This is a genomic window from Amycolatopsis sp. FDAARGOS 1241, from assembly GCF_016889705.1.
In the GTDB taxonomy this organism is placed as follows: Bacteria; Actinomycetota; Actinomycetes; order Mycobacteriales; family Pseudonocardiaceae; genus Amycolatopsis.
On record NZ_CP069526.1, the window covers coordinates 8177907 to 8201543 of the forward strand.

A 23637-nucleotide genomic window follows, 5' to 3' on the forward strand; every position below is an offset into this window, starting at 1 on the left:
CCGGAGCCCGGCACCGGCGACACGCAGGTTGCCGCTGGCCGAATCACCGGCCGCCGGCGCCTGATCAACGCTGATCAGTGCCGATCAGTGGATGTCGTGCCTGCTCAACGGCCGGCCCGGCAACGGCGTCCCCGGCCGGGCCCGCAACCCGTCGATCATGATCGTGATGCTGCGAGCCGTGGACATCTGCGCGATCTCCGGCGACGAGGACTCCAGCTGACGCAGCAGCAGGGCGAACAGCATCGCCACGTCGCCTTCCGCGACGTCCGGGCGCAGCGTGCCCTCGCGCTGAGCGCCGCGCACGAGGACTTCCAGCTCGGACAGCAGCGATTCGCGCAGAGCGGCGATGGCGGGATCCTCCTTGAGGATCTCCAGCGCCTTCTTCGACACCATCGCCAGCTGCACCGACAGGTGCAGTTCCACCGACTGGTAGATCAGCCGGACCAGCGCCTGCCACGCAGTGGGCTCCTCCGCGGCGGCCTGACGGGCGTCGTCGAGGACACGGGAGAAGTTGTCGACGGCGACGGCCCTGATCAGGGCTTCGCGGTCGGGGAAGCGGCGGTAGAGGGTGCCCACGCCGACGCCGGCCGCGCGAGCGATCTCCTCCATCGGCACCTCCGGGCCGTACTCGGCGAAGATGGTCCGCGCCGCGGCGATGATCTGGTCGCGGTTGCGCCGCGCATCGGCCCGCAGCGGGACCTGGGGGTCTGCGCTCATGGCCCACCTTCCGCTCGCCGGGAACTCGTTACGAGCGCAAATTCTCGCATGGTCAACGTCCGGCGGGCTGAACACACGAGCGGTCACCCTTTGCTATTGGACGGAGATCCTCCGCTTCGGTACCGTGGGTATTGAACCGGAATGTAATCCTCCACATACATACAGTACCGGATCAGCCGGATCAACGGCGCAAATCCACCAAGGGGGCTCCACCATGACCGAAGTTGCCGAACCCGAGCTCGCCAGCTTCCCGATGACCCGCACCTGCCCGTTCGCTCCACCACCGGAGTACGAACGCTTCGAGGACGAACGGGCGAAGTTCGTCCAGCTCGACTCCGGCCAGCACGCCTGGGTGTTCACGAAGCACGAAGACGTGCGCGCGATGCTGAACGACCCCCGGTTCAGCTCCAACCGCTTCAACCCCGGCTTCCCGATCCTGTTCCGCGACGGCGCGCCGCGGCGCGAGCGCAAGCTCAACCCGTCGCTGATCAACATGGACGCGCCGGAGCACGGGCCCGCGCGGCGCGAGGTCGTCGGCGAGTTCACCGTGAAGCGGATGAAGGCGCTACAGCCGCGCATCCAGGAGATCGTCGACGAGCACGTGGACGCGATGCTGGCCGGGGACCAGCCCGCGGACCTCGTCTCGGCCCTGTCGCTGCCGGTCCCCTCGCTCGTGATCTGCGAGCAGCTCGGCGTGCCCTACGCCGACCACGAGTTCTTCCAGAAGCACAGCTCACGCATCCTCAGCCGCGAAATCAGCTCCGACGAGCGGCTCGAATCCGTGCTCGCGCTCGAGGACTACCTCGACGAGCTGGTCACGGCCAAGGAAGCGAACCCGACCGACGACCTGCTCGGCCGCCAGATCACCAAGAGGCGCGAAGAGGGCGAGTACGACCACAAGGACCTCGTGTCGCTCGCGTTCCTGCTGCTCATCGCCGGCCACGAGACCACGGCGAACATGATCTCGCTGGGCACGGTCGCGCTGCTGGAGAACCCGGACCAGCTCGCCGCGATCAAGGCCGACCCCGGCAAGACCCTTGACGCCGTCGAGGAACTGCTGCGCTACTTCACCATCGCCGAGTTCGCGACCACCCGCGTCGCGACCGAGGACGTGGAGATCGCGGGCGTCACGGTCCGCGCCGGCCAGGGCGTGCTCGGCCTCAGCTACGCCGCGAACTTCGACGCGGAAGCCTTCCCCGAGCCCGCAAAGCTCGACATCACGCGTGGCGGCCGCAAGCACGTGGCGTTCGGCTTCGGCGCCCACCAGTGCCTCGGCCAGAACCTCGCGCGCATGGAGCTGCAGATCGTGTTCGACACGCTGTTCCGCCGCATCCCCACGCTCAAGCTGGCCGTCCCGGTCGAGCAGCTGCCGTTCAAGCACGACTCCGCGATCTTCGGTCTCCACTGTCTGCCCGTCACCTGGTGAAGGAGGAGCGATGACCACGATGGAGGAGCTCCCGGTCGCCCGGAAGTGCCCCTTCGCGCCGCCCGAGGAGTACACGGCCACGCGCGAAGAGGCGCCGATCCACCGGGTGAAGATCCCGGACGGCAAACAAGCCTGGGTGGTCTCGCGGCACGAGGATGTGCGGGCCGTGCTCAACGACCCGCGCTTCTCCGCCGACCGGTTCAACCCGGACTTCCCGACGCTCGTGCCCGGGGGGAACGTCACCCGCCGCACCGAGGCCGAGCGCACGATGCTGGCGATGGACGCGCCGCAGCACGGTCCGGAGCGCAAGGCGGTGCTCGGGGAGTTCACCGTCAAGCGCGTCGGCGAGCTGAAGCCGCGGATCCAGGAGATCGTCGACGGGCTGATCGACGACATCCTCGCTTCCGACCAGCCGGTCGACCTCGTCGAGACGCTGTCGCTGCCGGTGCCGTCGCTCGTGATCTGCGAACTGCTCGGCGTGCCCTACGAGGACCACGAGTTCTTCCAGGAGAACACCAAGCAGCTGATCAAGCGCGCCACCACCGCCGAAGCACGGCGGGCCGCGTTCGAGCGCGTGCAGTCCTACCTCGCAGACCTGATCGCCACGAAGGAAACCGATCCCGGCGACGACCTCCTCGGACGGCAGATCGTCAAGCGGCGCGAGGAAGGCACGTACGATCGGGCGAAGCTGGTGAGCCTCGCGTTCCTGCTGCTCGCGGCGGGGCACGAGACCACGGCGAACATGATCTCGCTCGGCACCGTCGCGTTCCTGCACAACCCCGACCAGCTGGCGCTGATCAAGGCCGACCCGGCCAAGACGCTGCCCGCCGTCGAGGAACTGCTGCGCTACTTCTCGATCGTGGACAACACCGCGCGCCTGGCGAAGGAGGACGTCGAAGTCGGCGGCGTCACGATCAAGGCCGGCGAAGGCGTGGTGCTCATGGCGTACGCGGCGAACTGGGATCCGGACGTGTTCGCTGACTCGGCGGCGTTCGACATCGAGCGCGGCGCGCGCCACCACGTCGCGTTCGGGTTCGGGCCGCACCAGTGCTTGGGCCAGAACCTCGCGCGCACCGAACTGCAGATCGTGTTCGACACCCTGTTCCGCCGCATCCCGACGCTGAAGCTCGCCAAGGAAGTCGAGGACCTACCGTTCAAGGACGACGCCCTCATCTACGGCCTCTACGAGCTGCCCGTCACCTGGTGAAGGAGGAGCGATGACCACAGCCGGCGAGCTCGAGCTGCCGGTGGCGCGCAAGTGCCCGTTCGCACCGCCCGAGGAGTACACGCAGATCCGCGAGGAACAGCCGATCACGCGCGTGCGGATCCCCGACGGCAAACAGGCCTGGGTCGTTTCGCGGCACGAGGACGTGCGGACGGTGCTCAACGACCGCCGCTTCTCCTCTGACCGCTTCAACGAGAACTTCCCCGTGCTCGTCAAGGGCGGCAACGTGTTCCGGCGGTCCGACGCCGAGCGCACGATGATCACGATGGACGCGCCCGAACACGGTCCGGCGCGCAAGGCCGTGCTGGGCGAGTTCACCGTCAAGCGCGTCACGGCGATGCGGCCGCGGATCCAGGAGATCGTCGACGGGCTGATCGACGACATCCTGGCCGCCGAACAGCCGGTCGACCTCGTCGAGATGCTGTCGCTGCCGGTGCCCTCGCTCGTGATCTGCGAACTGCTGGGCGTGCCGTACGAGGACCACGGCTTCTTCCAGGAGAACACGGCGAAGCTGCTCAAGCGCACGGTCGGGTTCGAGGACCGGCAGGCGGCGTTCGAGCGCGTGCGCGGTTACCTCGACCGGCTCGTCACGGCCAAGGAAGCCGAACCGGGTGACGACCTGCTCGGCCGCCAGATCGTGAAGCTGCGCGAAGAGGGGACGTATGACCACCGCGCCGTGGTGGGGCTGGCGTTCCTGCTGCTCGTCGCCGGCCACGAGACCACGGCGAACATGATCTCGCTGGGCACGGTCGGCCTGCTGGAGAACCCCGACCAGCTCGCAGCGATCAAGGCCGACCCCGGCAAGACGCTCGACGCCGTCGAGGAACTGCTGCGCTACTTCACGATCGTCGACACGGCCACCGCGCGCGTCGCGGTGGCGGACGTCGAGATCGGCGGCGTCACCATCCGGGCAGGAGACGGCGTGCTCGCGCTCGGTTACACCGCCAACTGGGACCCCGCGGTGTTCGACGAACCGGAGAAGCTGGACCTCACGCGCAGGGCGCGCCACCACGTGGCGTTCGGGTTCGGGCCGCACCAGTGCTTGGGCCAGAACCTCGCGCGCACCGAACTGCAGATCGTGTTCGACACGCTGTTCCGCCGCATCCCCACGCTCAAGCTCGCCGTGGACGTCGACGACCTGCCCTTCAAGGAAGACGCGTCGATCTACGGCCTGTACCGGCTGCCGGTGAGCTGGTGAGCTGGTAGACAACAGACGCTCCCACCACGAGCCAGGAAGAGGAAACCATGAAGATCATCGCGGACACCGGCAAGTGCGTCGGCGCCGGCCAGTGCGTGCTCACCGAACCCGCCCTGTTCGACCAGAGCGAGGACGACGGCACGGTCATCGTCCTGAACGAGACGCCCGAAGGTGAACTGGTGGACAAGGCGCGCGAGGCCGTGAACGTCTGCCCCAGCCAGGCGCTTTCGCTGCAGGAGTGAGTCACCGCTTCCCGGCGGTGAACAGCACCGTCGTGTAGTCGCAGGTGAACTGACCGCCGCGGGCGTCGATCGCGGCGCCCACGGCGGTCAGGACCGCGGCTCGCTGTTCGTCCGAGACGCGGGTGAGGCCGCCCTGGGTGGGGAGCAGGTCGAGGTACTCGTCGCGGGTGTAGTGGTGCTGCCACTCGTAGAAATGCTCTTCGAGCCCATCGAAATCGCTTCCGGCCAGCGAGTTTTCGACCACCGGCCGGTAGGCGTCGCGAGTGGGCGCGCGGTCTGCCTTGATCGGCGAGTCCGGCACGGCCCTGCGGAACGCTTCGCCGAACACCGCCGCGATGTCCTCGGGCGGCACGAACAGGTGCCAGAAGAGCCCCAGCAAGCCCCCGGGCTTGAGCACTTCCGCCGCTTTCCGGGCGCCTTGAGCCGGATCGACCCAGTGCCACGCCTGACCGGCGACGACGGCGTCGAACGTGCGGCCCTTCGCGTCCCACTGTTCGAACGTGGCTACCTCGACGTCGATGCCCTGGATTCGCGCGAACTCGGCCATGCGCTCGTCGGGTTCGACACCGAGCACCGCGCAGCCCCGTTCCCGCAGCTGACGGGCGGCGATGCCCGTGCCGCAGCCGACGTCGACGATTTCCCGCCCGGCGTCCGCGAGGCGGTCGATCAACTCCGCCGGATACCCGGGTCGCGCGCGGTCGTAACGCTGCACGTCGACGCCGAACGACTGGGCGGTCTGCTTCAACTGACGCGGATCCGGTAAAGTGGGCATGTGCCCACTCTAGTGGGCGTGCGCCCACTCACGCCAGGAGTTTTACTTGCCGACCGGGGTCCACCTGCGCGACGTGCGCACTCAGCTGTTCGACGCCGCCGAGCGCGTGCTGCTGCGCGGCGGCCCGAGCGCCCTCACGAGCCGTGCCGTGACCGACGAGGCCGGCTGCGCGAAAGGCGTGCTGCACAAGCACTTCACCGACTTCGACGGATTCCTCGCCGAGCTCGTGCTCGACCGCATCGCCCAGGTCCAGGCACGCTCGGAGACCCTCGTCGCGCAGGCCGGTACCGGGTCGGTGGTCGACACCGTGGCCGACGTGCTCACGGAGGTCTTCTCGTCCGTGGCCGTCTCCGTCGTCGCGCTCATCACCTTCCGCGACGGGCTGCGCGCCCGCTTGCGCGCAGCCCGGCCCGGCCCCGGGGTGCCGCTGGCGACGGACGCCGCGCGGATGCTGGCCCGCTACCTGACCGCGGAACGCGACCTCGGCCGGTTGTCCGCGGACGCCGACGTCGACACCCTCGCCCCCACGCTGGTCGGCGCGGGTCACCTGCTCTTCGCGGACCGATCCGGCGACGAAGCAGCGCTGCGGCCCATGGTCGCGTCGGTGCTGTCACCCGTGCTCGAGTGAGGGTGGCCGCCGGAGAGGGCAGCCACCCCGCACCTCAGAGGCGTTCTGACGTCGACGGGTCGAACGAGTGCGTCTCGCCTTCCCCGCGCAAGCCGACCCGCACGTTGTCGCCGATCCGCGGCGGCGTGCGCCCGTCCACGCGGACCACGAACCGGTCGTCGCCCACCTTGCCGTGGAGGCAGGCATCCGCACCGAGTTCCTCGACCAGCTCCACCACGAGCTGGAAGCCGTCCTCGGCCTCCCCGACCAGCCGCAACGACTCGGGCCGGATCCCGAAGATCACCTCGGACAACCCGCGGGAGCGCGCCGACGACACCACGTCCGCCGGCACCGGCACCACGACGTCCGCGAGCTGGACCCCACCCGGCACCAGCGGCAGCGTCGCGAGGTTCATCGCCGGTGAGCCGATGAAGCCGGCCACGAACGCGTTGGCCGGTGTGTCGTAGAGGGCCCGCGGCGTGTCGCACTGCTGCAGCACGCCGTCCTTGAGCACGGCCACCCGGTCGCCCATCGTCATGGCCTCGACCTGGTCGTGGGTGACGTAGATGGTCGTCGTGCCGAGCCGGCGCTGCAGGGCCGCGATGTTGGCGCGCGTCTCCACGCGCAGTTTCGCGTCCAAATTGGACAGAGGTTCGTCCATCAGGAACACGCTCGGCTCGCGCACGATGGCCCGGCCCATCGCCACGCGCTGGCGCTGACCGCCGGACAACGCGCGCGGTTTGCGTTCCAGGTACTTCGTGAGGTCCAGCAGGCGAGCGGCCTCCGCCACGCGCGACGTGATCTCCGCCGACGACATCCCGCGCAGCTTCAACGCGAAGCCCATGTTGCCGGCCACCGTCATGTGCGGGTAGAGCGCGTAGGACTGGAACACCATCGCGATGTCGCGGTCCTTCGGCGGCAGCTCGGTGACGTCGCGGTCGCCGATGCGGATCGCGCCCTCGTCGATGTCCTCCTGCCCGGCGAGCATGCGCAGCGCCGTGGACTTGCCGGACCCCGACGGGCCGACGAGCACCAGGAACTCACCGTCGGGCACCTCCAGGTCGAGCTTGTCGACGGCGCGCACCCCACCCGGGTAGATACGCGAAGCCTGTTCGTAGCGAACTCCAGCGGACATGGCTTACTTCACCGCTCCCATGGACAGGCCGCGCACCAGGTGGTTCTGCGCGAACCACCCGACGATCATCACCGGCAGCGAAGCCAGCAGCGCGGCGGCGGAAAGCTGGGCCCAGTAGAGGCCTTCACTCGTGATGAAGCCGACCAGGAACACCGGCACGGTGCCGGCGCGGGCGGCCGTGAGGTTGACCGCGTAGAAGAACTCCGTCCAGGAGAAGATCACGCAGATCAGCGCGGTCGCGGCGATGCCGGGCGCGACCACCGGCATGATGATCTTGCGCAGCAGCGTCGGCAGGGTGGCGCCGTCGATGTGCGCGGCCTCGATCATCTCGCCGGGCACCTCGAGGAAGAACGAGCGCATCATCCAGATCGCGAGCGGCAGATTCATCGACGTGTACAGGATGATCAGCGCCCACACCGTGTCGAGCAGGTCGGTGTTCTGCGAGATCACGTACAGCGGGATGATCGCCGCGACGATCGGCAGCATCTTCGTGGACAGGAAGAAGCTGAGCGCGTTCTTCGTCTTCTTCACCGGCGCCAGCGACAGCGCGTACGCGGCCGGGATGCCGAGCAGCAGCACCAGCAGCGTCGAGATGATCGTGACGAACGCCGAATTCGCCAGGTACGGCACGAAGCCGCCCTTGAGCACACCGGAGATCTGGTCGAACGTCGGGCTGAAGAAGAGCTTCGGCGGGTCGGTGTAGGCATCGGACTCCTGCTTGAACGCCGTGAGAATCATCCACAGCAGCGGGACGACGAACAGGATCGCCAGGACCCACGTGACGACGGTGAGCGTGCCCGGCCCGTAGCGGCGCTTGCGCGGACGCCGCGGCGCGCCGGCCGAAGCGGTGCTGGGTGCGGTGGCGGTTGCGGTGGTCACTTCGTGCCTCCGTCCACGGAGAACGCGCGGAACATCAGGCGCAGGGCGAAGGTCGCGACGATCATCGTGATGATCACGACGACCACGCCCATCGCCGACGACTGGCCGATGTCGAAGCCCTCGAACGCGCGCTGGTAGATGTAGAACGGCAGGTTGGTGCTGGCCGTGCCCGGTCCGCCCTGTGTCATCAGGAAGATCGCGTCGAAGCTGTTCACGATGTAGATCGCGCCCAGCAGCGTTGCCAACTGCAGGAACCGCGACAGGTGCGGCAGCGTGATGGAGTAGAACGTGCGCCAGCGGCTCGCGCCGTCGACGGAAGCCGCCTCCAGCACCTCCTTCGACTGGCTCTGCAGCCCGGCCAGCGTCAGCAGCATCATGAACGGCGTCCACTGCCAGATGATCTGCGCCATCACCGCGGCGAGCGGGAACTGCGAGAGCCAGTCGACGTCGGTGCCGAACACGAAGTGCAGCAGGCCGTACGTCGGGTCGAACATCGTGGTCTTCCACAGCAGCGCGCCCGCCGCGGGGAGGATCAGGAACGGCGTGATCAGCAGCGTGCGCACGAAACCGCGGCCGGCGAACTTGCGGTCCAGCAGGATCGCGAGCCCGAGCCCGAGCAGCAGCGACACGAACACGCACACCACGGTGAGCACCACGGTGTTGAGCAGCGCGCCGAGGAACGTCGAATCGGTGAAGACGTCGGCGTAGTTGCGGAGCCCGACGAAGTGCCGGGAGACAGGGCGCACCAGGTTCCACGACTGGAACGAGTAGTAGATGGTGAGCAGGAACGGGATCTGCGTCACCGCGATCACGAAGATCAGCGCGGGCAGCAGCGGCAGCCGCCGCTTCCCGGCAGTGCCGGTGGCCTTCTTGGCGGTGCTCGTGCGGGTGGTGACCGGCGCGGCGCCGGCGGGGACCGAGATCGTACTCATCCCTGCACCTCCTGGTAGGACTTGCCAACCGTTGCGGCGTACTTCTGGGATTGCGCCAAGGCGTCCGCCACGGAGGTCTGGCCCGCGATCGCCGCGGACAACTGCTGGCTGACGCGGGTGCCGAGGTCCTGGAACTCAGGGATCCCCACGAACTGGATGCCCGGGTAGGGCACCGGGTTCACCATCGCCTTCTGCTGGTTGGCGTCGGCGATCCCGTCGAGCGTCGGCTGGGCGTACGCCTTCGCCGCGTCGCGGTACTGCGGGATCTCGTACGTCGACTGGCGGGTGCCCGGCGGCACGCGGTTCCAGCCGTAGGCCTCGCCGACCTTCTTCCCGTACGCCTTGTCGGTCATCCAGGCCATGAACTTCCAGGCGGCGCCGGAGTCCTTGGCGACCTTCGGGATCCCCAGCGCCCACGTGTAGAGCCAGCCGCTGGCCTGCGTCTTCTCGACGGGAGCCGGCGCGTAGCCGTTCTTGCCGACGACCTTGCTGCTGGAGGGGTCCTCGGTGGTGCCGGTCATCGACGTGGCGTCGTACCACATCGCGGCCTGGCCCTGGGCGTAGCGCGTGCCGCACTCGGAGAACCCGGCGCTGGAGGCGCCGACCTCGCCGTGCTCGCGCACGAGGTTCACGTAGAAGTTCGCCGCCTGCGTGAACTCGGGGCTGGTGAGCTTCGCGTTCCAGTCCTTGTCGAACCACTGCGCGCCGAAGGTGTTGGCGACCGTGGTGAACGGCGCGAGGCTCTCGCCCCAGCCGGGCTTGCCGCGCAGGCAGATGCCGGACACGCCGGCCGCCTTGTCGTCGAGTTTCGCCGCGTAGTCGGCGATCTGCTGCCACGTGGGGTGCGCCGGCATGGTGATCCCGGCCTTCTGGAACAGGTCCTTGCGGTAGACGACGAAGGACGACTCGCCGTAGAAGGGCACCGCGTACATCTGGTTCTGGTACGACAGCGACTGGCGGATGCTGGGGATGAAGTCGTTCTCGTCGTAGCCCGGGGTGGCCTTCATGTGCGGTTCGAGGTTGTCGAGCCAGCCGTTGGCCGCCCACTGCGGGGCTTCGTAGTTGCTGATCATCACCACGTCGAACTCGCCGCCCTGGGTGGCGGTGGACGCGGTGATCTTCGCGCGCGCCTCGTTCTCCGGGAGGGAGACGAACTTGAGGTGCACGCCCGGGTTCGCCTTCTCGAACTCACCGGAGAGCGAGATGGCGTCCTTCATCTGGGGGTTCGAGACGATCGCGATGACGAGCGTCCGCCCACCGTTGCCGAACGATCCGGCTCCGGCGCATCCCGTGACGAACAACGCTGTTGCGGCAAGGAGGCACAGGAGCTTACGCACGGCCACCTCCGGGGAGCACCTGGATCTTGAGGCCCGAGCCGCTGCGCATCTTGGCCAGCGCCTCGGGGTACTGCTCGAGCGGCAGCGTGTCGGTGATCAGCGCGCCGGTGTCGATGAACCCGTTCGCCACGAGGTCGAGGGCCTTGCCGTAGCTGTTGAGCACGGCCATCGAGCCGACGATGGTGATCTCGTCGTTGTAGATGCGGAAGGGCGAGAGCGCCACGCGGGCCTCGGCGGGGGCGACGCCGAACACGAGCAGGCGGCCGCCGCGGCGCAGGGCGTCGAAGGCCGACTCGATGGCGGGCGCGGCGCCCGTGCAGTCGACGGCGGCGTCGTAGAGCTCACCGTCCAAAGCGGACACGTCCTCGGCGACGGCGGCGGCGCCGAGCTCGGTGGCGCGCGGCAGGCGGCTCGCGTTGCGGTCGACGACCGTCACGTGGGCGCCCGCGCGCTGCAGCAGCTGCTGCATGATCAGGCCCATGGTGCCGGCGCCGACCACGAGGAAGCGTTCGCCGGCCTCGACGCCGATGCGGCGCACGCCGTGCACGGCGCACGAGACGGGTTCCACGAGCGCGCCCTGCTCCCACGTGAGCGAGTCGGGCATCTTGTGGCAGGTGTCCGCGGGTACGGCGACGTACTCGGCGAAAGCGCCGTTGACGGTGTCGCCGGTCGCGTTCCAGTTGGCGCAGAGGTTGCCGTGGCCCGAGCGGCACGGCGTGCAGTACCCGCAGTAGATCGACGGGTCGACGGCCACGCGGTCGCCGACCTTCCACTCGGCCGGCACGTCGGCGCCGAGCTCGACGATCTCGCCGGCGAACTCGTGGCCGGGGACGATCGGGTACGGGGTTGGCGGGAAGTGCCCGTCGGCGATGTGCAGGTCAGTCCCGCAGATGCCGCAGGCGCCGACCTTCACGACCACCTGGCGCTCTCCTGGCTTCGGATCGGGCACGTCGCCGACCCGGATCTCACCGGGCCGGTCCACGATCGCGGCACGCATGCCTCATCCCCTTCCTAGGCGCTCATCTGAGCAGACTTCACCAGTGGTGCGGCTAATAGGTGGAAGCATTACAGGTGTTTTCTCGGCATTTCGTCAACCTTTCGAGGCACATTGCGCGCTATAGTGCTCATATGAGCAGAACGAAGAGGCGTCCCCGGCTCACGGAGAGCCTGGAGCTGGCCACCATGGCGCGCCGCTTCTACGTGCAGGGACGCTCGAAGCTCGAGATCGCCGGCGAGTTCGGGATCAGCCGGTTCAAAGTCGCGCGCTTGCTCGACACCGCGCTGGAAACGGGCCTCGTGCGGGTCGAGTTCGACCTGCCCGCGCCCATCGACGTCGAGCTGTCCGACGAGGTCCGGCGCGCCTATCGGCTGGATCGCGCGCTCGTGCTCGAACGAGCGGCTGTGAAGGAGCCGAGGGAGGTCGTGCGGAAGAAGGTGGGGGCGCTCGCCGCTCACCTCCTCGAGGAGATCGCGGGCCCGGCGGACGTGATCGGGCTGTCGTGGGCCCGGTCGGTCAATGCCATGACCGAGGCCATCAGGTCACTGCCGCGCTGCCCGATCGTCCAGCTCTGCGGGGTGCAGGCCGGCATGGACATGCGCGGGCGCTCCGTCGAAACCGTGAGCCGCGTGACCTCGGTGTCCGGCGGCGACGCCTATCCGATCTTCGGCCCGCTGGTGCTGCCGGACCGGCGGACGACGGAGATCCTGCGCCACCAGCCCGGCATCGCGGAGACTTTCGGGCAGTTCGGCAAGCTGACCAAGGCCGTCGTGAGCATCGGCGCGTGGCAGCCGGGCGAGTCGACGGTGTACGACGCGCTGGACGAAGCGGAGCGCGCCGCCATCGCCGCTCGTGGGGCGACGGCGGAGGTCGCGGCGCGGCTGTTCGACGCTTCCGGCAACGCGCTGTCGACGGGGCTGGCGCACCACGTGCTGGCGATCAGCACCGACGAGTTGCTCGCCGTGCCGGAAGTGATCGCGATCGGCTACAGCCGGCCCAAGGCGGAGGCCGTGGACGCGGTGCTGCGCTCGGGCATGGTGTCGACGCTGGTCACCGACACGGCCGCCGCGGAGCCGCTGCTGGAACTGGCGGCCGCGCGGCCGTTGTCAGAGTGACGCGTCCGCTGCGAGGATGCCGGCGAGCAGCAGGAAGCAGACCCCGGAGCCGGCGTCGACCTTGCGCTGGGTCTTCGCGCGGATGCCCGTGGCCCCGATGGCCCGGCCGACCAGCAGGTACCCGAGCCCGACGACGAGCTCGACCGCCAGGTACGCCGCACCCAGCTCGGCCAGCGCGGCGGGACTGCCGACGGTCGTGAACTGCGGTAGCAGAGCCGCGAACAGCAGCAGCGCCTTGGGGTTGGTGATCGCCACGACGAACTCATTGACGGCCAGCGCCGCCACGCTCTTGCGCGGCGCTTCTCGCGTGGTTTGCGCGATCTCCCTACGGGCGCGCAGGATGCTGCTGAGCCCCAGCCACACCAGGTAGCAGACGCCGATCCACTTCAGGATCGTCAGCGCTTCCGCCGACGCGGCCAGCAGGGTGCCGAGCCCGGCCGCCACCAGCCCCACCAGCACCACGAACGCAACCAGCCGCCCCACGACGCCCGTCAGCGCCGCGCCGACGCCGTACCGTGCGGCGTTGCGCAGCCCGAGCACCTGGTTGGCCCCGGGGATCAGCGACACCACCACCGCCGCGGGGAAGAATCCGGCCCAATCGACCACCTGCCGCCTCCTTCACGTCCGGCGGAAGGTAACCCGCGCTCGTCCGGCAGCGGGGGGTTTGTGATGGACTCTTCAGGTTTTCTCTGGGATCTGTCCGTGATCTCCGCGTGTGGTGGCCCGTTGGCCGGATGCTTCGATCGGGCCGAGGAGGGTTTCGCCTGACTTCCGTCTCGGGCCCGGCCGCTCTGCGCCCGCCACAACCACCCGAAGCGCGTCCTTCGTCGCCCCGACGACCCCGCCGGCGAGCGCCTCGCGGCAATCACTGGTTGCTGAGGCACCCCTGCCCCGGGCGGACAAACCCTCGCCCTCCCAAGGGGCGCGTGGTGCGCGGGGATCTTCGTGCTCTCCCCCGCGCTGGAATCCGCCGCCTCGACGGGCACCACCTCGTGGCGCCTGGCCGCCGGCGCTGGCCTCATGGCGGGCGGTTTGGCGTTCCAGGCCCGGGTTTCGGTCGCGAAACCGTGGTCCCGCACGCCATGGTCCGCCGCCGGGAAACCCCGCCCCGACGTGGGTTTTCGTGGCGGCCGTGGCAGCGCCGGTACTCGACACCGCGGTGGGATCGGTGCTGGGTTGTCCCCTGCCCGCGCTGTCGCTCGTCATGCTGGTCGTCCTGCTCGGCTCCCGCCGGCGGCGCCTGGCCGTCACGTGACCCCGCCGGCGGTTCGCGCTACTCGACGTCGCCGCCGCTGTCCGGCTTCGCCTCGCCGTCGCCGCCACTCGCCGGCTTGGCCTCCACGTCGCCGCCACTGGCCGGCTTCGCCTCGACGTCCCCGCCGCTGTTCGCCTTGTCCTCCGCCACGGTCCCCTCCTCTCGCTCGGGCCAGCCGACGATAGGCGGCCGACGAGGTCGCCCGCGGAGAGTCCCGACGAACGTCACTCCAACGGACCCGCCATCCCCGGCGGATCGGCAACCGAAACGCCGAACGCACACCGCCGAAGCGCGTAAAGGCAGGTGCTCGTGCGCGCGAGCCGAGGGAGCTGACTACGACGGCGGCCCGGAGGCCGGCGTGCGCTTCATCAACGTGCGCGCTGGCGGCAACCGCATCCCGATCGTCGTCTACAACGCCAGCGCTAAGGGCCAAGCCTCGGCCGAAGCGCGCCGGGCCACAACGGTCTTCGACCTACCCCACGAGACTCTGCAAACCCTCTCGACAACGCCGTCAGAGCTGATTCACGTCCACGACCCGCACCACTGCCGACCCCGCCTCGTCGGACGCGCGCAGGTCGACCTCCGCGGTGATGCCCCAGTCGTGGTCGCCGGCGGGGTCGTCGAAGATCTGGCGGACGCGCCAGACGTCGGGTTCCTGCGTGATGAGCAGCAGGGCCGGGCCGCGGGCGTCCGGGCCGGTGCCCAGTGACGGGTACTCGTCGAAGTACTCCGCCAGCGCGTCTTCCCACGCGTCGGCGTCCCAGCCGGCGCCACCGTCCAGTTCGCCCAGGGAGTAGTAGTCCCGGCGGGCGGCCAGTTCGACGCGCCGGAACAGCTCGTTGCGCACGAGCACGCGGAAAGCGCGCTCGTTGCGCGTCACGGCGGGCGGCTCGGCCGGCGGGCGCGTCGAGACCGGACCCTCCTCCTCGGGGTGGCGTAGCGCTTCCCACTCGTCCAGCAGGCTGGAGTCGACCTGGCGGACGAGCTCGCCGAGCCACTCGATGAGGTCGTGCAGCGCCTCGGTCTTCGCCTCGTCCGGGACGGTGTGGCGCAGCGCGTCGTAGGTGTCCGCCAGGTACCGCAGCACCAAGCCCTCCGAGCGCGCGAGCTGGTAGAAGCCCACGTACTCCACGAAGTTCATCGCCCGCTCGTACATGTCGCGCACGACGGACTTGGGCGAGAGCTCGTAGTCCGCCACCCACGGGTGGCCCTGGCGGTAGCTGGCGTACGCGGCCGACAGCAGCTCTTCCAACGGCTTCGGGTACGTGACGTCTTCGAGCAGCGTCATGCGCTCCTCGTACTCGATGCCTTCGGCCTTCATCGCCTGAACGGCCTCGCCCCTGGCCTTGAACTGCTGCTGCGACAGCACGGGCCGCGGGTCGTCCACAGTGGATTCCACGATGGACACCACGTCCAGCGCGTAGGAAGGCGACTCCAGGTCCAGCAGTTCCACCGCCGCCAGGGCGAACGGCGACAGCGGCTGGTTCAGCGCGAAGTCGAACTGCAGGTCGACCGTCAACCGCACGATCCGGCCGTCAGCGTCCGGTGTGGACAGTCGTTCGACGACGCCCGCGGCGAGCAGCGCGCGGTAGATCGCGATGGCGCGCAGGATGAGCTTGCGCTGCGCCGGCCGGTCGGAGTGGTTGTCCTCCAGCAGGTGGCGCATGTGGTCGAACGCGTTGCCCGGCCGGGAGATCACGTTCAGCAGCATCGAGTGGCTGACCTGGAAGCTGGAGGTCAACGGCTCGGGCTCGGCCGCGATCAGCCGGTCGAACGTGCTCTCCGTCCAGTTGACGAACCCCTCGGGTGCCTTCTTCCGGACGATCTTCTTCTTTTTCTTCGGATCGTCCCCGGCCTTCTCGAGCGCCTTCGCGTTCTCGACGACGTGGTCAGGAGCCTGCACGACCACGTACCCGTCGGTGTCGTACCCGGCCCGGCCCGCGCGGCCGGCGATCTGGTGGAACTCGCGGGCCTTGAGGTGGCGCTGGCGCACCCCGTCGTACTTGGTCAGCGCGGAGAACACGACCGTCCGGATCGGCACGTTGATGCCGACGCCGAGCGTGTCCGTCCCGCAGATCACCTTGAGCAGGCCCGACTGCGCGAGCGTCTCGACGAGCCGCCGGTACTTGGGCAGCATACCGGCGTGGTGCACGCCGATGCCGTGGCGCACGAGCCGCGACAGCGTCTTGCCGAAGCCCGCGGAGAAGCGGAAGTCGCCGATCAGGTCGGCGATGGCCTCCTTCTCGGCCTTGGTCGTGACGTTGATGCTCATCAGCGTCTGCGCCCGGTCGATGGCCGCGGCCTGCGAGAAGTGCACGACGTACACGGGCGCCTGGCCGCCGTTGAGCAGCTCGGACATCGTCTCGTGCACTGGCGTGAGCGCGTAGCGGAAGGTCAGCGGCACCGGGCGCTGCGCCGACGTGACGACGGCCGTCGACCGGCCGGTACGGCGGGTGAGGTCCTTCTCGAAGAACGAGACGTCGCCGAGCGTTGCCGACATGAGCACGAACTGGGCGTTCGGCAGCTCGATGAGCGGGACCTGCCACGCCCAGCCGCGGTCGGGCTCGGAGTAGAAGTGGAACTCGTCGGCCACGACCTGACCGACGGGCGCGTCGGCACCGAACCGCAACGCGATGTTCGCCAAGATTTCCGCGGTGCAGCAGATGATCGGCGCGTCCGCGTTGACGCTGGAGTCGCCGGTCATCATGCCGACCTTGTCGGCGCCGAAGATGTCGATGAGCTGGAAGAACTTCTCCGAGACGAGCGCCTTGATGGGTGCTGTGTAGTAGCTGCGGCGGCCGTGTGCGAGCGCGGTGAAGTGCGCGCCGACGGCCACGAGGCTCTTCCCGGACCCGGTCGGGGTCGACAGGATGACGTTCGCCCCCGAGACGACCTCGATCAGCGCCTCCTCCTGCGCCGGGTACAGCTGGATGCCCCGTTCGGCCGTCCACGTGGAGAAGGCTTCGAACAGGGCGTCGGGGTCGGGATTCGCTGGCAGGAGGTCTGTGAGTGTCATCGCGCTGCCCATCGTGCCATCCCGCGGCGGCCAGTTCTCCAGGGGCGATCGCGGCTGCTTGCCCGAACCCGTAGGCTTCGCGGTACCGCGCACCGACCGGGGGATGCTTCCGGGCAGGCGCGCGTCCACGGGCGGTACTCCGGAGGGTTCGAAGAATGGCACAGGACATCATCCCGATCGAGCTCGGGCTGCCGCAGGGCGACGTGGTCACCCTGTGGGCTCCGCGGTGGCGGGAAGACGGCGAGGAGTGGGAAGCGTTCCTCGGCGACGAGGACGACCTGTACGCCTTCCCGGACGCCGCTCACCTGGCTGCCTTCGTGCGCACGTCCGACCAGCACGACCTGCTGGACCACCCCGCGTGGGACGCGGTGCCGGCCCTGAACGTGCCCGAGCTGATCCCGGACGACGACCACTCCTACGACCTCGTCGGCGTGCCCGAGCTGGTGGCCGAGGAGCCCGATTCGTGGACGATCGGGGAGCTCGCGGAGATCGTCGGCATCGTCCGGTCGCTCGCCGACGTGTGCGAGCTGGACGAGGTGCACGAGGTCCTGGACGCGTATGAGGGCTTCTCGCTGCTCGAGCAGGGCCGGCTGCCCTTCACGGGCCGCGACGGCGAGGCGCTGTGGAACGACCTGTCCAAGGCGGTGTCCGAGAAGTGGGACATCGTGCTCGACGCGATCGACGGCATCGTGACCGTGCCCGACGTCGACGCCGCGGTGCTGGAGCAGACGGCCGAGGAACTGGCCGCGTTCCACGAAGAGTCCGCCGAGGCCGAGGCCGCCGAGCCGGAGGACCTGGAGGCCGTGGACTCCGCTTCCGACGACGAGGCCGACGACGAGCCCGTCGGCTTCTGGGGTGAGGTCGGCATCGACCCGATCAAGATCGTCACGGCGGGCGCCGAGTACTACACGCTGCGCTGCTACCTCGACGACAAGCCGATCTTCCTCGGCAGCGACGGTGAGATCGACGTGTTCCCGTCGGAGAAGAAGCTGCTCGCGGCCATCAAGGACGGCAAGGACCTCTCCGACACCGACATCGCCGACGTGTCCACTTGGGACGAGGTCGTGGCCAAGGCGACCGCGGGCGAGCTCGAGGTCGAGGTCGACGCGGAGAACACCTACGTCCTCACCGGCATCGACGACGACATCGCCGAGGGCCCGGAGTCCATGGACCCCAACCAGCTCGAGCTGGCCGTCGAGCTCATCACCGACGCGGCCGACTGGGCGGGCGACGACACCGTCGAGGTCGCCCTCTCGCAGAACGAAAGCCTCGGCTGGCTGGTCTCCTTCGTCCTGCGCCCCGACCCGACGCGACTCGAGCCGAGCGCGCCGTTCGACACCGAGCAGAGCGCCTGGCGCAAGTTGGTGGAGGACTTCGAAAACCGCCTTACGGTGGTCTGAACCACTGCCATTCGCTGAGGGCCACCCGTGGGGTTTCCCCGTGGGTGGCCTTCTTCGTCCGCGCGGGCACACCCCCGCCCTCCCAGGGGGGCGTCCCCGAGTCCATCGTATCCGCCACCACCGACAAAAACCGTGATCAAAGCCGCGGAGGGGCCGAGCTGTCCACAACTCGGTCGCAGTGTGGGCAACTGAAGGAAGCGTCCGCACCGCCGGCCCTTCTGGTCGGTGATGTTCGATATCCTGATCGCCGCGGAGGAACCGGAGTTGCCGCCGGCCCTTCCCGCTCAGCAGTGCTCGACAGCCTGCTCACCGAAGGAAGCAAGCTCACCACCAACCCGTCCCGATCGGCAGTGCTCGACAGCCTGCTCACCGAAGGGAAGCAGCCCCACCGCCAACCCCGCCCCGATCGGCAGCACTCACCCCCGCTCACCAAAGGAAACAGCCCCACCTGTTCCGTTCAGTGGTGCTCGAGTTCCCGCTCCGCCCGCACCGGCACCGCCGCGATGGCCAGCGCCGGGAAGACCGCGACGACGCAGAACGCCAGCGCGTACCGCGTGTCCCCGATGAGCAGGCCGAGCAGCGGGGGCGTCAGCGCTCCCGCGATGTTCTGCGCGGTGTTCTGGGTGCCCATCGCGCGCCCCGACCACGCGACGCCCGCCAGTTCGGCCGACGCCGTGAAGCCGAGGCCGTTGTCGGCGACCGTGATGACCGCGGCGAGGACCAGGGCGGCCAGCACGAGCCACAGCCAGGTCGCGTCGCCGACCGCGACGAGGAGCATGACCACGCAGCTGGCGACCGCGAGGTGCCGCATGGGGCGCAGGCGGCTGCCGACGCGGTCGGACCACCAGCCCGACCCCAGGCGGCCCAGCGCGCCGAGCACCTGGGCGACCGCGAGGAACACGCCGGCCTGCGACGGGCTCCACTGCTGCTGGGACACGAGGTACACGGGCGCGAACGCCGACACGGTGAACTGCGGCACCACCAGCAGCGCGCTCGCTCCGTGCACCCGCCACAGCCACGGCTTGCGGTACGGCGACGGCGGCTTCTCCGCGCCGGCCGCCGGGCGCGGCGGCCGCGGCGGGTCCTGCACGAACACCGCCACCAGCAGCGCCACGACGATCGCCAGCGCGGCCGGCAGCAGCATCGCCGCCTGGAAACCCCAGCGCGCGGCCAGTGGCGGCAGGCCCACGGCGGCCACGCCGACACCCAGTGGCTGCGCCGTCTGCCGGATGCCCATGGCGATGCCGCGTTCGGACTTCGAGAACCAGCCCATCACCACGCGGCCGCTCGCCGCGTTGACGGAGGCCGTGCACGCTCCGGCTACGAAAAACACGCCAAAGAGCAATCCGATCGGGTGGTTCCACAGTGCGGCGTACACCAGGAGTAACCCCGACGCACCCAGGCCGAGCGCCATGATCAACCGCTCTCCGTAACGGTCCGCAGCCGCGCCCCACGCGATGAGGGTGAGCAGCAGCCCGATGCTCGGAGCAGCGACGACGGTGCCCGCTTCGGCCAGCGTCAGGCCGTCGGCGGCCCGCATCGCGGGGACGAGGAACGGCAGGCCGTAGAGGAAGGCGCAACTTGCCGTCTGCGCGGCGAGGCCGAGGGCGAGGATGAGCCACCGTCGGGAACTCGCCTTCTCCTGCACTCTCGACCCGGTCTCGACCTGCGCCAACCCGCTCACCGTCTCACAGTTTGAGAATTGTCTCCTACATTGTGGACTTTAGTTGAGGCGCGCTAAGGAACGCAACCGCCTTCCGGGCGGTCGCGTTCGGCGGCGCGGGGTCAGGCCAGGGCGGCGTACCCGGGCTTGATGACCTTGTCGATCAACGCGAGCCGGGAGTCGAAATCGAGGAACGCGGATTTCATGGCATTGATCGTGAACCAGCGAAGATCATCGAGACCGAACCCGAACGTGGTCGCCAGGGCGGTGAATTCACTGGTCATCGTGCACCCGCTCATCAGCCGGTTGTCGGTGTTGACCGTGACCCGGAAGTGCAGCCGGGCGAGCTGCGCGATCGGGTGCTCGGCGAACGAGACGACCGTGCCCGTCTGGACGTTGGACGTCGGGCAGATCTCCAACGGTATGCGGCGGTCCCGGACGTAGCTCGCCAGCCGTCCAAGGTGGACGGTTCCGTCCGAATCGGTCTTGATGTCCTCGACGATCCGCACACCGTGGCCGAGCCGTTCGGCGCCGCAATACTGGATGGCCTCCCAAATCGACGGCAACCCGAATGCCTCGCCCGCGTGAATGGTGAAATGCGCGTTGTTCTGCCGCAAATAGTCGAATGCGTCGAGATTCCGGGTGGGCGGAAAACCGTCCTCGGGGCCGGCGATGTCGAAGCCCGCGACGCCCGAGTCGCGGTACCGCACCGCCAGTTCGGCGATCTCGAGCGCCCGGGCGTGCTGGCGCATCGCGCACAGCAACGTGCGGACCTGGATCGCGCCACCCGCAGCGGCCACGCGGCGTGTTCCCTCGACGAAACCGGTCTGGACCGCTTCGACCACCGCATCGAGTGACAGTCCGCGTTCGACGAACAGCTCCGGTGCGTAGCGCACCTCGGCGTAGACGACGCCGTCGGCCGCGAGGTCCTCCACGGCTTCGGCCGCGACCCTGACCAGCGCTTCCTCGGTCTGCATGACTCCGCAGGTGTGGGCGAAGGTTTCGAGGTAGGACACGAGGGAGCCGGAGTCGGCGGCGTCGCGGAACCAGCGGCCGAGCGCCTCGACGTCGGTGGTGGGCAGGGCGGCGTAGCCGGTCGCGTCGGCGAGCTCGACGACGGTGGCCGGGCGGAGGCCGCCGTCCAGGTGGTCGTGCAGCAGCACCTTGGGGGCGCGGCGCAGGGTCTCTGCGCTCAGCGGGGTTACGTCTGACATGCACCAACGGTAGTCTCGTTGTCATTCCCCTACATGGCGGTAACGCTCGGCGTCGAGGCAACCCTCAGCTTTGACGATCAAGGAAGGAATCGGCCATCCGGGTAACGGGCTTGTTATCCCGTCTTGGCGGGGGCCACACGCACAGCAATTTTTCAGTCGATAAGCTTCGGGCCACGTCCCTTCCATTTCCCCGCCGACGAAGGACACAGCAGTGACCACTGACAACCACATTGCCGCTCCGTCCTTCGACCGGATGCGCAACATGCTGGTGCGCGCGGCCGAGGTGCGCGAGAGCGAACAGCAGCAGATCTTCGACGCGCTGGACGACATCTACGCCCGGCTCGCGCCGGTCGACTCGCTGGGCGCGGTGCGCAAGCGGCTGTCCGAGATGCCCGACCGCACCGAGGTCGGCGTGATCGCGGAGCGCCTCGACGAGGCCATGACGCGCCTGGAGGCCCAGGACAACGCGATCGCGGCCCTCACGCACGCCGTCGAGAGCATCGTGGACAAGCTGGCCAAGCCCTTCGCGCAGCTCGACGGCCGGCTCGACGGCGTCGCGGCGCGCTTCGAGGGTGTCGCGGGCCGGATGGACGGGCTCGAGGACAAGCTGCAGAACATCCACCGCCGACTCGACGAGCTGGGTGGGCACTTGGACAAGCAGGACGGCAAGCTCGACACCATCCCGCAGACCACGCAGGGCCCGGTGCGCGAGCGCATCGAGCTGGCGGAGGCGAACCTGCGCGAGCGCATCGAGACGGTGGACCACGAGCTGCGCTCGCGCGTCGACGAGCTCGACCGCGCGACCAAGGAGCGCATCGGCAGCACCACCGACGCCCTGCGCACCGCGATCACCGAGACCGGCGAGATGGTGGACGCCTCCGAGCGCCTCGAGAACCTCGTCACCCGTCTCGACACGGTCACCCAGCGCCTCGACGACCTGGGCAACCGCCTCGACAAGGTCGAAGACGGCTTCGCCTCCCAGCTCGGCGACCTCGACGGCTCGATCAAGACCGGCCTCTCCAAGGTCGAGGGCACCCTCTCCAAGCAGCCCGACACCGACTCGGTCGACTCCCTGGTCCGCCGCTCGAACGACGAGTCGGTCCGCCGCATCGGCGGCCAGCTCGACGAAGCCATGGCGACGTTCGCAGAGCTCATGCTCGGTGGCGGGCCCGCGGTGCAGCAGATCGCCCCGCCGCCGCCGGCCCCGCGCCAGCCGCGCCGCAGCTCGCGCAACGGCCGCTCCCCGAAGGCCGCGGACCCGAAGGCGAAGAACGGCTCCGAAGCCGACGACACGGCTGGTGAGTGACGTCTGAGCGCTTGAACAGGTGCCCCCCGCCGGCCGGCGGGGGGCACTTTTGTGTCTGGGATTGGTTCGGTGGGTGTGGGCTACCGAGACCGCCGGCTGCTGGCTACCCGTTTCGGTCGGCGAACGTCTGGACAACGACGACCCCACGACCTGGCCTGAACCACCGCACGGACGCCTCGGCCCGCCTCTGCTACGGACCACACCGAGCCCATCCCGCATCGGTCCGACACTCGCCATAGACCCCACACCTACCTGCCGCGAGGGAGAACCCAAGGCCGCCACCACATCGGTTCAAACCACCCCGACCCGCCACGGCGGGGCTCTCGAGACTTCAGTACATCGGTTCAAACCAGACCGACCCGCCACGACACGCCCCCCAGACCACACCACACCGGGTTCAAACCACACCAACCCGCCACGACACACCCCCAGACCGCACCACACCGGGTTCAAACCATGCCGACCGGCCGCGACGCGGAACGTCAAGGCCACACCACATCCGCTCGAACCACGCCGAGCACATCGACGGAAGACCAGAGGCCGCGACATCGGCGGCAACCGGGCGCGTGAGAGCTGCCGGCTGCCAATCCCCCGAGTCGGAGACAAGCCCCCGCCCTCCCGAGGGGGCGTCCCCGAGTCCATTCTACCGGCCACCACCGACAAAACCCCTGGCCAAGCACGGAACGGGCCAAGCTGTCCACAACTCGGCGGTGGTGTGGACGAGTCGCCAAGACAGTCCAGCCGGCGTCACACACGCGGGTATAAGACCCGACCATGGAGGCCACAGCACCAGTGGAGCCCGGCGGTTGCGCACGAAGCCCAGGCGGCGGTTCTGGCACAACACACCACACCCCAGGCGAGGCCCAGCAAACAGCCGAACCTGGCCAGACCAAGAACATCGCCGAACGGGCCCATCGGAGGACTTCAGCCGAACCCGAACATCACCCAGACAGGCGGAACTGGCCGAACCAGGTGCATCGCCGAACCGCCGCCGAAGGACGTTGGCCGAACCCCGAACATCACCGAGACAGCCGGACCTGGCCGAACCAGCTGCATCACCGAACGGACCCACCCCAGAACCTCAGCCGAACCCCGACCATCACCCAGACAGCCGAACCCCACCGAACCAAGAACACCACCCAACGTCCCCACCGCTGAACCCCAGCCAACCCCGAACATCGCCAAGCAGGCCGGTCCTCAC

21 protein-coding genes are annotated in these 23637 nt (G+C 69.0%); 9 read left to right on the plus strand and 12 right to left on the minus strand.

Annotated elements, in window-relative coordinates:
• Positions 1–84: 84 nt before the first annotated feature.
• Positions 85–717, minus strand: a complete 633-nt coding sequence (locus I6J71_RS39705; protein ID WP_204091556.1) for a TetR/AcrR family transcriptional regulator — start codon at positions 715–717, stop codon at positions 85–87.
• Between the two features lie 214 nt (positions 718–931).
• Here I6J71_RS39705 and I6J71_RS39710 point away from each other — a divergent pair, with 214 nt between their 5' ends.
• Genes I6J71_RS39710 through I6J71_RS39725 form a run of 4 tightly spaced genes read left to right on the plus strand, consistent with a single transcriptional unit; the run spans position 932 to position 4808 of the window.
• Positions 932–2143: a cytochrome P450 gene (locus I6J71_RS39710; RefSeq protein WP_204091557.1), complete on the plus strand. Its 1212-nt coding sequence runs from the start codon at positions 932–934 to the stop codon at positions 2141–2143.
• 10 nt (positions 2144–2153) lie between these two features.
• Entirely contained in the window at positions 2154–3350 is a 1197-nt protein-coding gene (locus I6J71_RS39715; protein WP_204091558.1) for a cytochrome P450, read from the plus strand.
• A 10-nt stretch (positions 3351–3360) separates the two neighbouring features.
• A complete protein-coding gene (locus tag I6J71_RS39720) occupies positions 3361–4566 on the plus strand; it encodes a cytochrome P450 (RefSeq protein WP_204091559.1) in 1206 nt (401 codons plus the stop codon).
• Between the two features lie 47 nt (positions 4567–4613).
• Positions 4614–4808, plus strand: a complete 195-nt coding sequence (locus I6J71_RS39725; protein ID WP_204091560.1) for a ferredoxin — start codon at positions 4614–4616, stop codon at positions 4806–4808.
• Position 4809: 1 nt separating this feature from the next.
• Here the strand turns inward: I6J71_RS39725 and I6J71_RS39730 are convergent, their stop codons facing one another.
• Positions 4810–5580, minus strand: coding sequence for a bifunctional 2-polyprenyl-6-hydroxyphenol methylase/3-demethylubiquinol 3-O-methyltransferase UbiG (locus I6J71_RS39730; RefSeq protein WP_204091561.1), 771 nt, complete (start codon positions 5578–5580; stop codon positions 4810–4812).
• Positions 5581–5626: 46 nt separating this feature from the next.
• Between I6J71_RS39730 and I6J71_RS39735 the strand changes: the two genes are divergently transcribed.
• The gene (locus tag I6J71_RS39735) at positions 5627–6208 is read left to right on the plus strand and encodes a TetR/AcrR family transcriptional regulator (protein ID WP_204091562.1); all 582 of its coding nucleotides are present in this window, start codon (positions 5627–5629) and stop codon (positions 6206–6208) included.
• Between the two features lie 34 nt (positions 6209–6242).
• Here the strand turns inward: I6J71_RS39735 and I6J71_RS39740 are convergent, their stop codons facing one another.
• The 5 genes from I6J71_RS39740 to I6J71_RS39760 form a co-directional block, all read right to left on the minus strand.
• Positions 6243–7322, minus strand: a complete 1080-nt coding sequence (locus tag I6J71_RS39740) for an ABC transporter ATP-binding protein (protein WP_204091563.1) — start codon at positions 7320–7322, stop codon at positions 6243–6245.
• Between the two features lie 3 nt (positions 7323–7325).
• Positions 7326–8093, minus strand: a complete 768-nt coding sequence (locus tag I6J71_RS39745; protein ID WP_239155554.1) for a carbohydrate ABC transporter permease — start codon at positions 8091–8093, stop codon at positions 7326–7328.
• A gap of 104 nt (positions 8094–8197) precedes the next feature.
• The gene (locus tag I6J71_RS39750) at positions 8198–9133 is read right to left on the minus strand and encodes a carbohydrate ABC transporter permease (protein ID WP_204091565.1); all 936 of its coding nucleotides are present in this window, start codon (positions 9131–9133) and stop codon (positions 8198–8200) included.
• A complete protein-coding gene (locus I6J71_RS39755) occupies positions 9130–10470 on the minus strand; it encodes a sugar ABC transporter substrate-binding protein (protein WP_370542038.1) in 1341 nt (446 codons plus the stop codon). The genes I6J71_RS39750 and I6J71_RS39755 overlap by 4 nt, the downstream gene beginning before the upstream one ends.
• Entirely contained in the window at positions 10463–11467 is a 1005-nt protein-coding gene (locus I6J71_RS39760) for a zinc-dependent alcohol dehydrogenase family protein (RefSeq protein WP_204091567.1), read from the minus strand. The genes I6J71_RS39755 and I6J71_RS39760 overlap by 8 nt, the downstream gene beginning before the upstream one ends.
• A gap of 131 nt (positions 11468–11598) precedes the next feature.
• Between I6J71_RS39760 and I6J71_RS39765 the strand changes: the two genes are divergently transcribed.
• Positions 11599–12582 carry a sugar-binding transcriptional regulator gene (locus tag I6J71_RS39765; protein ID WP_204091568.1) on the plus strand — a complete coding sequence of 328 codons (984 nt, stop codon included), beginning with the start codon at positions 11599–11601 and terminating at the stop codon, positions 12580–12582.
• On the opposite strand, the gene I6J71_RS39770 is transcribed toward I6J71_RS39765, so the two are convergent.
• On the minus strand, positions 12574–13188 hold the full coding sequence (locus tag I6J71_RS39770; RefSeq protein ID WP_204091569.1) for a LysE family translocator: 615 nt from the start codon (positions 13186–13188) through the stop codon (positions 12574–12576). The two genes, I6J71_RS39765 and I6J71_RS39770, sit on opposite strands and share 9 nt — an antisense overlap.
• Positions 13189–13714: 526 nt before the next feature.
• Here I6J71_RS39770 and I6J71_RS50055 point away from each other — a divergent pair.
• Entirely contained in the window at positions 13715–13837 is a 123-nt protein-coding gene (locus I6J71_RS50055) for a hypothetical protein (protein WP_255570637.1), read from the plus strand.
• Positions 13838–13855: 18 nt separating this feature from the next.
• Here the strand turns inward: I6J71_RS50055 and I6J71_RS50060 are convergent, their stop codons facing one another.
• Positions 13856–13987, minus strand: coding sequence for a hypothetical protein (locus tag I6J71_RS50060; RefSeq protein ID WP_255570638.1), 132 nt, complete (start codon positions 13985–13987; stop codon positions 13856–13858).
• Positions 13988–14348: 361 nt separating this feature from the next.
• Positions 14349–16853: an RNA helicase gene (locus I6J71_RS39775; RefSeq protein WP_204091570.1), complete on the minus strand. Its 2505-nt coding sequence runs from the start codon at positions 16851–16853 to the stop codon at positions 14349–14351.
• Between the two features lie 155 nt (positions 16854–17008).
• Here I6J71_RS39775 and I6J71_RS39780 point away from each other — a divergent pair, with 155 nt between their 5' ends.
• Complete coding sequence (locus I6J71_RS39780) at positions 17009–18253, plus strand: primosomal protein (RefSeq protein ID WP_204091571.1); 1245 nt, start codon at positions 17009–17011, stop codon at positions 18251–18253.
• Positions 18254–18710: 457 nt separating this feature from the next.
• Here I6J71_RS39780 and I6J71_RS39785 read toward each other — a convergent pair whose 3' ends face one another.
• Positions 18711–19937: an MFS transporter gene (locus I6J71_RS39785; RefSeq protein WP_370542039.1), complete on the minus strand. Its 1227-nt coding sequence runs from the start codon at positions 19935–19937 to the stop codon at positions 18711–18713.
• A gap of 101 nt (positions 19938–20038) precedes the next feature.
• Positions 20039–21130, minus strand: a complete 1092-nt coding sequence (locus I6J71_RS39790; RefSeq protein ID WP_204091572.1) for an adenosine deaminase — start codon at positions 21128–21130, stop codon at positions 20039–20041.
• 211 nt (positions 21131–21341) lie between these two features.
• Here I6J71_RS39790 and I6J71_RS39795 point away from each other — a divergent pair, with 211 nt between their 5' ends.
• The gene (locus I6J71_RS39795) at positions 21342–22436 is read left to right on the plus strand and encodes a PA containing protein (RefSeq protein ID WP_204091573.1); all 1095 of its coding nucleotides are present in this window, start codon (positions 21342–21344) and stop codon (positions 22434–22436) included.
• The last annotated feature ends 1201 nt before the right edge of the window (positions 22437–23637 follow it).